The sequence below is a fragment of the Pseudomonas sp. UBA6310 genome (genome assembly GCF_002438225.1).
GTDB lineage: Bacteria > Pseudomonadota > Gammaproteobacteria > Pseudomonadales > Pseudomonadaceae > Pseudomonas_O > Pseudomonas_O kuykendallii.
The window spans coordinates 1-11925 of record NZ_DJTK01000061.1 but is presented as its reverse complement, the minus strand read 5'-3'; the positions used below and the strand labels follow the sequence as shown (position 1 = coordinate 11925).

General features: G+C 64.8%; 12 protein-coding genes. 7 read left to right on the top strand and 5 right to left on the bottom strand.

All coding sequences use genetic code 11. The annotated features are described in order from the left end of the window. Positions 1 to 70: 70 nt before the first annotated feature. From B3E91_RS14725 to B3E91_RS14710, 4 genes are all read right to left on the bottom strand, one after another. Positions 71 to 322 (bottom strand): TfoX/Sxy family protein, encoded by a 252-nt coding sequence (locus B3E91_RS14725; RefSeq protein ID WP_090223552.1) that lies wholly within the window; start codon positions 320 to 322, stop codon positions 71 to 73. 24 nt (positions 323 to 346) lie between these two features. Beyond that, positions 347 to 1096: a class I SAM-dependent methyltransferase gene (locus B3E91_RS14720; RefSeq protein WP_287030133.1), complete on the bottom strand. Its 750-nt coding sequence runs from the start codon at positions 1094 to 1096 to the stop codon at positions 347 to 349. Further along, complete coding sequence (locus B3E91_RS14715; RefSeq protein WP_090223548.1) at positions 1093 to 1443, bottom strand: pentapeptide repeat-containing protein; 351 nt, start codon at positions 1441 to 1443, stop codon at positions 1093 to 1095. Before B3E91_RS14715 ends, B3E91_RS14720 begins: the two co-directional genes overlap by 4 nt. Positions 1444 to 1518: 75 nt before the next feature. Continuing rightward, complete coding sequence (locus B3E91_RS14710; protein WP_287030132.1) at positions 1519 to 3081, bottom strand: AAA family ATPase; 1563 nt, start codon at positions 3079 to 3081, stop codon at positions 1519 to 1521. A gap of 117 nt (positions 3082 to 3198) precedes the next feature. On the opposite strand from B3E91_RS14710, the gene mrcB reads away from it, so the two are divergent. The 3 genes from mrcB to B3E91_RS14695 are packed head-to-tail and all read left to right on the top strand — an operon-like array spanning position 3199 to position 6625. After that, on the top strand, positions 3199 to 5520 hold the full coding sequence (gene mrcB, locus B3E91_RS14705; protein ID WP_287030131.1) for a penicillin-binding protein 1B: 2322 nt from the start codon (positions 3199 to 3201) through the stop codon (positions 5518 to 5520). A 17-nt stretch (positions 5521 to 5537) separates the two neighbouring features. Next, the gene (locus B3E91_RS14700) at positions 5538 to 6296 is read left to right on the top strand and encodes a tetratricopeptide repeat protein (RefSeq protein ID WP_287030129.1); all 759 of its coding nucleotides are present in this window, start codon (positions 5538 to 5540) and stop codon (positions 6294 to 6296) included. Next, positions 6296 to 6625: a YqcC family protein gene (locus tag B3E91_RS14695; protein WP_287030128.1), complete on the top strand. Its 330-nt coding sequence runs from the start codon at positions 6296 to 6298 to the stop codon at positions 6623 to 6625. The genes B3E91_RS14700 and B3E91_RS14695 overlap by 1 nt, the downstream gene beginning before the upstream one ends. A 4-nt stretch (positions 6626 to 6629) precedes the next feature. On the opposite strand, the gene B3E91_RS14690 is transcribed toward B3E91_RS14695, so the two are convergent. Then, on the bottom strand, positions 6630 to 7079 hold the full coding sequence (locus tag B3E91_RS14690; RefSeq protein ID WP_287030127.1) for a DUF4124 domain-containing protein: 450 nt from the start codon (positions 7077 to 7079) through the stop codon (positions 6630 to 6632). 401 nt (positions 7080 to 7480) lie between these two features. Between B3E91_RS14690 and B3E91_RS14685 the strand changes: the two genes are divergently transcribed. The 4 genes from B3E91_RS14685 (at position 7481) to pssA (ending at position 11745) form a co-directional block, all read left to right on the top strand. Beyond that, positions 7481 to 9211: an acetolactate synthase 3 large subunit gene (locus B3E91_RS14685; RefSeq protein WP_090223539.1), complete on the top strand. Its 1731-nt coding sequence runs from the start codon at positions 7481 to 7483 to the stop codon at positions 9209 to 9211. Between the two features lie 2 nt (positions 9212 to 9213). Then, positions 9214 to 9705, top strand: coding sequence for an acetolactate synthase small subunit (gene ilvN, locus B3E91_RS14680; protein WP_090223537.1), 492 nt, complete (start codon positions 9214 to 9216; stop codon positions 9703 to 9705). 52 nt (positions 9706 to 9757) lie between these two features. Then, positions 9758 to 10774 carry a ketol-acid reductoisomerase gene (ilvC, locus tag B3E91_RS14675; protein ID WP_090223535.1) on the top strand — a complete coding sequence of 339 codons (1017 nt, stop codon included), beginning with the start codon at positions 9758 to 9760 and terminating at the stop codon, positions 10772 to 10774. 146 nt (positions 10775 to 10920) lie between these two features. Then, the gene (gene pssA / locus B3E91_RS14670; protein WP_287030124.1) at positions 10921 to 11745 is read left to right on the top strand and encodes a CDP-diacylglycerol--serine O-phosphatidyltransferase; all 825 of its coding nucleotides are present in this window, start codon (positions 10921 to 10923) and stop codon (positions 11743 to 11745) included. The last annotated feature ends 180 nt before the right edge of the window (positions 11746 to 11925 follow it).

Sequence of the window (11925 nt, the reverse complement as noted above, 5' to 3'; positions counted from 1 at the left end):
GATAAAGGGCGCCGCTTCGCGCGTAAATCATCTCATACGCAGCCTGTGAGCTAGCGCTTAAATGTGGCGCTCACTGTTGCAGCCGGGCGTTCAGTTCCGCCTTGTGCGCCTCTGGCAACTGGTTCCAGTGGATGTCCAGCAGCGCGCCCTCGATGGCATACAGCAGCACCCGCGAGGCCCGGAAACCTCGTGCCCGGACGCTGCGATAGGCTTCCACCGCGCCGAGGCGGCGCAGGTCGGAGGGCGTGTGGATGCCCACGGCATGCAGCCACTGGGCGGACGTCTTGCCGAGGTTCTTCATGCTCTGCAGTTCGTCGTTCATCGTGCCTCCTTGCGCGGGTTGGGGTCAGCCCGCGGGATAACCGGCGAGGAAATGTAGCGGCCAGGACACCCGCCGCTGGTGCCTGTCGTTGCCCCACGCCTGACGCAGCGCCGGCATCAGGTCGGCGATCGGGTCATGCCCGTGCTGGCGCTCCCAGCGTTGAACTGCCGACCAGGTGCGCAGGTAGCCTGCCAGCTGCTCCAGGCTCCAGTGCGCCTGCATGCTGAACGCCGGCACGTCGAGGCGTGGAAAGGGCGGCTGCAGGTCGCGGTACTCGGCCTCGATGCTGGCGCGACCTTCCGGCCAGCAGCCGTCGAGGGTGACGTGGTACAGGTGGTCGACCAGCGCATCGGTGCGCGCATCGATGCGCATCAGCCCGTAGCACCAGGCGGCGAACAGGCCACCGGACACCAGCAGGCGGCGCGTCTCGGCGAAGAATGCCGGCGTGGCGAACCAGTGCAGCGCCTGAGCGACGACGATCAGGTCCAGGCTGCCATCCGCCAGCGGCTGCCGTGCGGCATCGGCGGCGAACAGCGCCACGCCGTCGATGTCCGCTGCCTGCAGTTGCTCGACGCTGGCATCGCAACCCAGCACCCGTTCGAAGCGTTTCGCCAGCGGGCGGCTGGCCTGGCCGTTTCCGCAGGCGATGTCGAGGGCATGGCGGCGGCGCGGCGCGCGATCGGCGAGCCAGTCGAACAGCGCATCCGGGTAGTGCGGGCGGAAGCTCGCGTAAGCGCCCGCACGGGCGCCGAACAGTTGCACGACCTCGCTCATCGGCTGCCACTGCGGTAGCGCAGGCGAGTGCCGAAATTCAGCGACATGAGGATTTCATCGGCGCTCAGCGCTTCCGGGAAATAGGTGCCGGATATCTGGGCGTGGGCGATGCTGGCGCCCTCCATTCGCACCTGGCGAAGGTCCAGCCCGCGCAGGTCGGCGCCGCGGAAATAGGCGTCGGTGAAGTTGATCCGCTCCGGATTCAGCCGACGCAGGTCGAGCCCGCGAAAGTCGCCGCCGGAAAGATCGATCTCGCCTTCCTGCGGCTTGCCTTCGTTGAAGGCGTGGACCTTGTCGTCGCGCAACAGGACATAGAGCGGGTTGTCGAGTTGATGTGGCTGGCTCATGGCGAGCTCCCGGTGGAAAGCTACTCGCCAGTATAGAGGGTGCGGCGCGCTCTGCCCGGCGCACACGGGGCGGCCTCAGAGGCCGGGAAGACGGTCGCGGATGCGCGCCACCAGGCTGTCCAGGCTGGCGGCGTCGTGGGTGTCGACGCGTTTGCTGTGCGCCTGGTGTTCGGCGTCCAGCGGTTCGCGGGTGGCCTGCTGGGTTTTGATCACCTCCAGCGTCGCGTCGGAGGGGTCGCGCGCCTCCTGCTGCCGCTGTTCCAGCCAGCCGGCGATCACCGCCTCAGGCGCCTGGCAGTCGAGGATCAGGAAGGGCACGCCGGTCTCTTCGGCGACCTGGGCCGCCCCGCGCCGCTGCGCCTGCTTGAGGTAGGTGGCGTCGATCACCACCGGAAAGCCGGCGTGCAGCACGGTATCGGCCAGCCGGTGCAGATGCTGGTAGGTGGCGAGGCTGGCGTCGGGGTGATAGATGCCGGCGTCCAGATGGCCCTTGTCGGTGCTCTGCTGGGTGCCGAACAGGCGTTTGCGTTCGACGTCCGAGCGCAGGCGGATGGCCCCCAGCGCTTCGACCAGGCGCAGCGCGACGTGGCTCTTGCCGACTGCCGATACGCCGTGGGTGATCGCCAGGAAGCGCGAGGGGATGGCGCTGTAGCTTTCCGCCAGGCTGGCGTAGCGGCGGTACTGGCGCAGCGCGGCGGCGCGCTCCACCGGGGTGCTCTGCTCGGTCAGACCGAACAGCGTGACCTTGGCCCGAACCATGGCGCGGTAGGCCTTGTAGTAGTTGAGCAGTTCCAGCCCCTGGTAGTCGCCGGTCAGCTCCAGGTAGCCGCTGAGGAAGCGCCGCGCCAGGCACTTGAGGCCGCGATCTTCCAGGTCCATGACCAGGAAGCCGACATCGGCATAGGTGTCGGTGAGGCGGAAGGGTTCGTTGAACTCGATGCAGTCGAACAGCACCACCTGGCCGTCGACGACAGCAGCGTTGCCCAGGTGAATGTCGCCGTGGCATTCGCGGATGAAGCCCTCGGCCTTGCGCTGGGCGAACAAGCCTTCGAGGCGCTCGAAACTGCTGTCGGCCCAGGCTTGCAGGGCATCGAGCTGGGTCAGGTCGGCGGCGTCGCGCAGCAGCGGGCGAATCTGTTCGAAGTTCTGGGTCACCGGCGCGCGCACGTTTTCCGGCGAGCCCAGCGGGTTGTCCGCCGGCACCTTGGGGGCGTCCAGGTGGAAGTGCGCGATCGATCCGGCCAACTGGTCGATCTGTGCGTTGCCCAGTTCGCCCCTGGCCTGTACCGCGCTGAGCAGGTCGCTTTGCGGGAACTGCTTCATGCGGATGGCGTACTCGATGGGCGCGACGTCGGCGTTCAGCATCGGGGCCTCGGGGCGGCCGCCGATGGCGATCACATCGAGGTAGAGGTTCTTGGTCAGGCGCTGGTTGAGGCGCACTTCCTCTTCGCAGAAATGCTTGCGGGCCTCGAGCGTGGTGAAGTCGAGGAAGCCGAAATTCACCGGCTTCTTGATCTTGTAGGCAAAGGGGCCGGTGAGCAGGACCCAGGAGATATGCGTCTCGATGACCTGGAATCCCTCGACAGGGTGGGCGTACAGGGCCGGGTTCTGCAGCGCGGCTATCAGTGCTTGGCTCACGGTCTTTCCTTGCCTTCGGGTTCGTTTCGGAGCCGGCATTATGGCGACTGCGGGCGGTGATGCAAACCGCCGGGAGGCGCCTGCCCGGCCCTGGCAAAGTGCGTATAATCCGCCGCCATGACTCGTTCCCGCTCCTCTCGCTCCCGTGCCAAACGCCCCTCCGGCGGCTGGCGAACTCTATTCGGCTGGGTATTGAAGCTGGGCCTCGTCGGCCTGGTCGCACTGGCCGGTTTCGCGGTTTACCTCGATGCCGTGGTCCAGGAAAAATTCTCCGGCAAGCGCTGGACGGTTCCGGCCAAGGTCTATGCGCGGCCGCTGGAACTGTTCACCGGGCTGAAGCTGGGCAAGGACGACTTCCTCAAGGAACTCGATGCCCTCGGCTACCGGCGCGAGCCCTCCGTGGAGGGGCCTGGCTCCGCCTCGGTGGCAGGCAATACCGTCGGCCTCTATACCCGCGGCTTCCAGTTCTACGAGGGCGCCGAGCCCTCCAAGTCGATCCGCGTGCGCTTCTCCGGCAGCTACGTCGCCGGCCTCAGCCAGGCCGACGGCAAGGACCTCGCCGTGGCGCGTCTGGAGCCGCTGATGATCGGCGGCATCTACCCGGCGCATAACGAGGACCGCATCCTGATCAAGCTGGATCAGGTGCCCGCCTACCTGGTGGAAACCCTGGTGGCGGTTGAGGATCGCGAGTTCTTCCACCACTTCGGCGTCTCGCCCAAATCCATCGCCCGCGCCATGTGGGTCAACGCCAGTGCCGGCCAGTTGCGCCAGGGCGGCAGCACGCTGACCCAGCAGCTGGTGAAGAACTTCTACCTGACCAACGAGCGCAGCCTCACCCGCAAGGCCACCGAAGCGATGATGGCGGTGCTGCTGGAGATGCACTACGACAAGAACGACATTCTCGAGGGCTACCTCAACGAGGTGTTCCTCGGGCAGGACGGTCAGCGTTCGATCAACGGCTTCGGCCTGGCCAGCCAGTACTTCTTCAGTCAGCCGCTCTCCGAACTCAAGCTGCATCAGGTCGCCCTGCTGGTCGGCATGGTCAAGGGGCCGACCTACTACAACCCGCGGCGCAATCCGGAGCGCGCGCTGGAACGGCGCAACCTGGTGCTCGACGTGCTCGCCGAGCAGGGCGTGGTCACCGCCGAGGAAGCCGCGGCGGCCAAGCAGAAACCGCTGGGCGTGACCTCCCGCGGCAGCATGGCCGATACCTCGTATCCGGGCTTCATCGACCTGGTCAAACGGCAGATGCGCGAGGATTACCGCGAGGAAGACCTCACCGAGGAAGGCCTGCGCATCTTCACCAGCTTCGACCCGATCCTGCAGTTCAAGGCCGAAAGCGCGATGGCAGAGACCTTCAAGCGCCTCGGCACGCGCAAGGGCATCGATCAGGTCGAGGCGGCGATGGTCGTGACCAACCCCGAAACCGGCGAGGTACAGGCGCTGATCGGCAGTCGTCAGCCGCGTTTCGCCGGCTTCAACCGGGCGATCGACGCGGTGCGGCCGATCGGCTCGCTGGTCAAGCCTGCGGTCTACCTCACCGCGCTGGAGCAGCCCAGCCGCTACACCCTGACCAGCATCGTGCAGGACGAGCCGTTCTCGGTGAAGGGCAAGGACGGCCAGGTCTGGAGTCCGCAGAACTTCGATCACAAGGCGCGTGGCTCGATCTTCCTCTATCAGGGGCTGGCCAACTCGCTCAACCTGTCGACGGCCAAGCTCGGCCTGGAGCTGGGTGTGCCGAACGTTTTGAAGACCCTCGAGCGGCTGGGCATTTCGCGGCAGTGGCCGGCATTCCCGTCGATGCTTCTCGGCGCCGGTTCGCTGAGCCCGATGGAAGTCAGCAACATGTACCAGACGCTCGCCAACGGTGGCTTTAACACGCCGTTGCGCGGTATCCGCAGCGTGCTGGCGGCGGACGGCGAGCCGCTCAAGCGCTATCCGTTCCAGATCCAGCAGCGCTTCGATCCGGGTGCCATCTACCTGGTACAGAACGCCATGCAGCGGGTGATGCGCGAGGGCACCGGGCGCTCGGTCTACAACCAGCTGCCGGCGTCGCTGACCCTGGCCGGCAAGACCGGCACATCCAACGATTCGCGTGACAGCTGGTTCGCCGGTTTCAGCCAGGACCTGCTGGCGGTGGTCTGGCTCGGCCGCGACGACAACGGGCAGACCCCGCTGACCGGCGCCACCGGCGCGCTGCAGGTGTGGACGAACTTCATGCGCCGGTCCGATCCGCTGCCGCTGGACATGCCGATGCCGGACAACGTGGTGCTGGCCTGGATCGATGCGAGCACCGGGCAGGGCTCCGACCAGAGCTGCCCGAATTCCGTACAGATGCCGTATATTCGCGGCAGCGAGCCGCCGGCCGGCACCGGCTGTGGCGGTATTCAGGCGCCCGTCGACTCGGTGATGGATTGGGTCAAGGGCTGGCTGCCATGAGCCAGGAGGTTATGAAGTTGAACAAGGTTTTCCCTGCACTGGCGGTCCTCGCCCTGCTCGCCGGCTGTACCACCAACCCGCGCGGCTCGGTGCCGGTCGTCGACGCCGGCGCCCCGGTCTCCAACGGCGAGCAGCGCTTCTCTCGCAGTGGCGGCTACACTCCGCCCGCCGCGCAGACCCAGCCCCGCGCCATCGAGGAAGATTCCGGCGTGGTGGTGATGGTGCCCGGTGGCGCCGGATCGTCGCCGGTGCAGAGCTATCCGGCGACCTCCACCCCTTACGGCGGCGCGACCAGCAGCGCACCGCTCAGCACCACGCCGATCACCGTCGGCCCGGTGACCGGCGGCAGTTATTCCGCGCCGGCCCCGTACGCCTCGACGCCGCAGTACGCGGCGCCCGCGCCGAGCGGGATTCCCAGTGCCGGCGGCAGCGTGCTGTCCGCCGATGAACAGCTCGACGGACCGGTGCTGGCGCTGCTGACCTCCGCGCAGCAACAGCAGAGCGGCGGCGATCTCAACGGCGCATCATCCAGCCTCGAGCGTGCCCAGCGCATTGCCCCGCGCGAGCCGCAGGTGCTCTATCGCCTCGCCGAAGTGCGGCTGGCCCAGGGCGACGCCGCCCAGGCCGAGCAACTGGCGCGGCGCGGGCTGACCTACGCCAACGGGCGCCCCGCCTTGCAGGGCAGCCTGTGGAACCTGATCGCCCAGGCCCGCGAACGGCAGGGTGACAGCGCGGGTGCCGCCCAGGCGCGCGCTCAGGCGAAGGTCAATCTGTAGTGGATTCGCGTTTCCCGGCGGTGGCCGAGCAGTTGTTGCTGATCGAGCGCGAGCTGCGGGTACAGGGCTGGTGGGCGGACGTCTCACCGAGCGAGGCCGCGCTGTCCAGCCTCGAGCCGTTCTGCATCGATACGCTGGAGTTCGAGCAATGGCTGCAGTGGATCTTTCTGCCGCGGATGAAGCTGCTGCTGGAAAACGACGCCGCGCTGCCGGCGGTATCGGGAATCCGCGAAATGGCTGAAGAGGTCTATCGCGACAGGGTCTATCAGGCGCGAGGGCTGCTGGAGGCCCTCGGCGAATTCGACCGACTGATCGTCGGTCGAGGCTAGCGGGTCACTTGCTGCAGTTTTCGGCGATCGCCTTCTGGCTCTCGGCGATCCGCGACTGGCGCTCGTCCTCGCGAAGACGACGCACCTGCCCATCGATGTTCACCTGCACCCGCGGATTGTTCTGCAGCTGGGCGAGGTTGGTTCGCACCGCATCGCAGTAACGCTTGCGCTCGGCCTCGCGCGCCGCGACCTCTTCCTTCACCTTGGCGTCGATCGCGCCCTGCTCGTCGTCTTCCATCTGGCTGTCGAGCTTCGGCAGGCTGCCTGGCGAAGGAACCTGCGCTGCCGGCTTGGAGGGCGCCGCCGCGGTGTCTACCGCCGTGGCGGCTTGGCCCTGTGGCGGTTGCGAGCCAAAATGGGTGATGCCTTCGGCGTCCACCCATTTGTAGACCTGGGCCGAAACGGGGGCGGCGAGAGCCAGCAGCAGGCTGCCGGCGAGGATCATGCGGTGCATGCGGTGTCCTTGGATTAGCGGTGGTACGTGTCGCTACTATAACCAAAAGCCGCTCGTCGCGATCCTGCAGCGCATCACGGCCTAATCCAATAAAGCATGACGCGCGACTTGACTTGCGCCGGTCTAATCCGAACAATTCAACGCTCGCTGTAGTGGGGTCCGCCGCAAGCAGGCCGCAGCTCAGCAGACATGAGGCGCATACCCGCGCCGACCTGTAACACCCGCAACGCGTTACCTCGCGCTGGGTGGGATGGCACCGCAACAGTCTGGCGCCTTCCCAATACTTGCTCAGTCAGTAGCTGACGTAGTCGGCGACCACCGTCGCTCATGCTCTGCTTGGCAGTAGACCTATTAGGGCCATCCATCGTGGATGGCATTCTGGCGTTCTAGAGGTGACAAACGTGGAGCTCTTATCTGGCGCTGAAATGGTCGTCCGCTTCCTGCGTGACGAAGGCGTTAAGTACATCTATGGGTACCCGGGCGGTGCCCTCCTGCATATTTACGATGCCCTGTTCAAGGAACCGGCGGTAACGCACATTTTGGTTCGCCACGAACAGGCCGCCACGCACATGGCCGATGGCTATGCGCGGGCGACCGGCCGTGCCGGCGTGGTACTGGTGACCTCGGGTCCCGGTGCGACCAACGCCATCACCGGCATCGCCACCGCGTACATGGACTCGATCCCGATGGTGGTCATCTCCGGCCAGGTGGCGAGCACCGTGGTGGGTACCGATGCCTTCCAGGAAACCGACATGGTCGGCGTCTCCCGGCCGATCGTGAAGCACAGCTTCATGATCAAGCACCCGTCGGAAATCCCCGAGGTTCTGAAGAAGGCCTTCTACATCGCCGAATCCGGTCGCCCCGGTCCGGTGGTGGTGGATATTCCCAAGGACATGGGCGATCCGACGCAGAAGTTCGAGTACGTCCATCCCAAGAAGGTCAAGCTGCGCTCCTACAGCCCGGCCGTTCGCGGGCACTCGGGGCAGATCCGCAAGGCAGCCGAGATGCTGCTCGCGGCCAAGCGCCCGGTGATGTACTCCGGCGGTGGCGTGATCATGGGCGGTGCTTCCGCGGCCCTGACCGAGCTGGCGCAACTGCTGAACCTGCCGGTCACCAATACGCTGATGGGCCTGGGCGCCTATCCGGGCAGCGACCGTCAGTTCGTCGGCATGCTCGGCATGCACGGCAGCTACACCGCCAACCTGGCGATGCACCACGCCGACGTCATCCTCGCCGTCGGTGCGCGCTTCGACGACCGCGTGATCAATGGCGAGACGGCGGCGAAGTTCTGCCCGAACGCGAAGATCATCCATATCGACATCGACCCGGCGTCCATCTCGAAGACCGTCAAGGCAGACATCCCGATCGTGGGACCGGTGGACAGCGTGCTCGCCGAGATGGTCGCGGTGCTCAAGGAAATCGGCCAGACGCCGAACAAGGAAACCGTCGCCAGCTGGTGGAAGCAGATCGAAGAGTGGCGCGGCGACCGCGGCCTGTTCCCGTACGACAAGGGTGACGGTTCGATCATCAAGCCGCAGGCGGTGATCGAAGCGCTTTACGACGTGACCCGGGGCGACGCCTACATCACCTCCGATGTCGGTCAGCACCAGATGTTCGCGGCGCAGTACTACCGCTACAACAAGCCCAACCGCTGGATCAACTCCGGCGGCCTCGGCACCATGGGCTTCGGCTTCCCGGCGGCGATGGGCGTCAAGCTCAACTTCCCGGATGACGACGTGGCCTGCGTGACCGGCGAGGGCAGCATCCAGATGAACATCCAGGAGCTGTCGACCTGCCTGCAGTACGACCTGCCGGTGAAGATCGTCAACCTCAACAACGGCGCGCTGGGCATGGTCCGTCAATGGCAGGACATGCAGTACAGCAGCCGCTACTCGCATTCCTACATGGAGTCGCTGCCCGACTTCGTCAAACTGGCCGAGGCCTATGGCCACGTCGGCATGCGCATCACCGAGCTGAAGGACCTCAAGCCAGGCCTGGAGGAAGCCTTCGCGATGAAGAATCGCCTGGTGTTCCTCGATATCGCGGTGGATACCAGCGAGCACGTCTACCCGATGCAGATCCGGGGCGGCGCGATGCGTGACATGTGGCTGAGCAAGACGGAGCGGACCTGAGCATGCGACACATCATTTCCCTGTTGCTGGAAAACGAACCGGGCGCGCTGTCCCGCGTGGTCGGCCTGTTCTCCCAACGCAACTACAACATCGAAAGCCTCACCGTGGCGCCGACCGAGGACCCGACCCTGTCGCGTCTGACCCTGACCACCGTCGGCCAGGATGAAGTCATCGAGCAGATCACCAAGAACCTCAACAAGCTGATCGAGGTGGTCAAGCTGGTGAACCTGTCCGAGAGCGCCCACATCGAGCGCGAGCTGATGCTGGTGAAGGTCAAGGCCACCGGCGCGCAGCGCGCCGAGGTCAAGCGCACCACCGATATCTTCCGCGGGCAGATCGTCGACGTCACCAGCAGCGTCTACACGATCCAGTTGGCGGGAACCAGCGACAAGCTGGACAGCTTCATCCAGGCGGTCGGCACCGCGTCGATCCTGGAGACCGTACGCAGCGGCGTCACCGGTATCTCCCGTGGCGACAAAGTGCTGAGCATCTGACCCAATTAGCGAGTGGCCGCGAGGCCCAACAGGTAAATAGAAGGAAACGTTCATGAAAGTTTATTACGACAAAGACTGCGACCTCTCCATCGTTCAGGGCATGAAAGTCGCCATCATCGGCTACGGCTCGCAGGGCCACGCCCATGCGTGCAACCTGAAGGACTCGGGCGTCGACGTCACCGTCGGCCTGCGTGCAGGTTCCGCCACCGTCGCCAAGGCCGAAGCCCATGGCCTGAAAGTCACCGACGTGCCGAGCGCCGTCGCTGCCGCCGACGTGGTGATGATCCTCACCCCGGACGAGTTCCAGTCGCAGCTGTACAAGAACGAGATCGAGCCGAACCTGAAGAAGGGCGCGACCCTGGCTTTCGCCCACGGCTTCGCCATCCATTACAACCAGGTCGTGCCGCGTGCCGACCTCGACGTGATCATGATCGCGCCGAAAGCGCCGGGTCACACCGTGCGCTCCGAGTTCGTCAAGGGCGGCGGCATCCCTGACCTGGTCGCGATCTATCAGGACGCTTCCGGCAATGCCAAGAACGTCGCCCTGTCCTACGCCTGCGGCGTGGGCGGTGGTCGTACCGGCATCATCGAAACCACCTTCAAGGACGAAACCGAAACCGACCTGTTCGGCGAGCAGGCCGTTCTCTGTGGCGGTTGCGTCGAGCTGGTCAAGGCCGGCTTCGAAACCCTGGTCGAAGCCGGTTACGCGCCGGAAATGGCCTACTTCGAGTGCCTGCACGAGCTGAAGCTGATCGTCGACCTCATGTACGAAGGCGGTATCGCCAACATGAACTACTCGATCTCCAATAACGCCGAGTACGGCGAGTACGTGACCGGCCCGGAAGTCATCAACGCCGAATCCCGTCAGGCCATGCGCAACGCACTCAAGCGCATCCAGAATGGCGAGTACGCGAAGATGTTCATCGCCGAAGGCGCCGGCAACTACCCGTCCATGACGGCGTATCGTCGCAACAACGCCGCTCACCCGATCGAGCAGGTCGGCGAGCGTCTGCGCGCGATGATGCCCTGGATCTCGGCTAACAAGATCGTCGACAAAGCCAAGAACTAAGGCTGGTTGCACGAATGAAAAAACGCGGCTTCGGCCGCGTTTTTTCGTTACAGGCCCGTTCTGGTATAAAGCGCCACGCAGGCGCAAGCTCGAACCCTGAATGTTCGACCCTGTCCAATTTACGAATCCGTTGCAAGGTACTGCTAATGACCGATCAACCCGAGGAACCGAAAAAAGACCCCCTGGCCGACAGTCTGTTGCCCATCGATGAACACATCGAAGAAGGTCACGACGCCGAGGGGCGCAAGGTTCGTCACCGTGGCGTTTACCTCCTGCCCAACCTGTTCACCACGGCCAATCTGTTCGCAGGCTTCTATTCCATCATCAGCGCAATGAACGGCCGCTTCGAAGTCGCCGCGGTAACGATCTTCGTCGCGATGGTGCTGGACAGCCTCGATGGACGTGTCGCCCGCCTGACCAATACGCAGAGTGCCTTCGGCGCCGAATACGATTCGCTGTCCGACATGGTTGCATTCGGCCTGGCACCGGCGGTGCTGGCCTACGAGTGGGCGCTGTCCGGGCTGGTCAACGTCGGCCTGACGGTCGCATTCATCTATGTCGCCTGCGCGGCGTTGCGCTTGGCGCGCTTCAATACGCAGATCGGCAAGGTCGACAAGCGCTTCTTCATTGGTCTTGCCAGCCCGGCGGCAGCGGGTGTGGTGGCCGGAACCGTGTGGACGCTGCGCGACTTCGGCGTGGAAGGTGTGCATATGCCGATCCCGCTGGTGATGTTGTTTGCGTTGATGGTGGCCGCCGCCGGGCTCCTGATGGTCAGCAACATCAAGTACTACAGCTTCAAGGATCTGGACTTGAAAGGGCGTGTGCCGTTTGTGGCCATCCTTATCGTGGTGCTGGTGTTCGCGGTCATCTTCAGCGACCCGCCGCGAGTTCTCCTGCTGATCTTCCTGGCCTACGCGCTTTCCGGTCCCGTGCAGTTCCTTATTCGTCGCCGCAAGAAAGCGGTTCTCTGAGGGGCGGGCTTCGCACCAGCCCCGTTGTGACTGGCGTATCGCCAGATCACGGCGGGGCTTTTCTTTGTCCGGATAGTGGCATTGGCGGTTATGTAGGTGGATTTCGGACGTTTTCCGAAAAAAAGCCGCTTTTAGTGTTGACGGCTAATTCTGAGCCCCTATAATGCGCACCACTTCCGG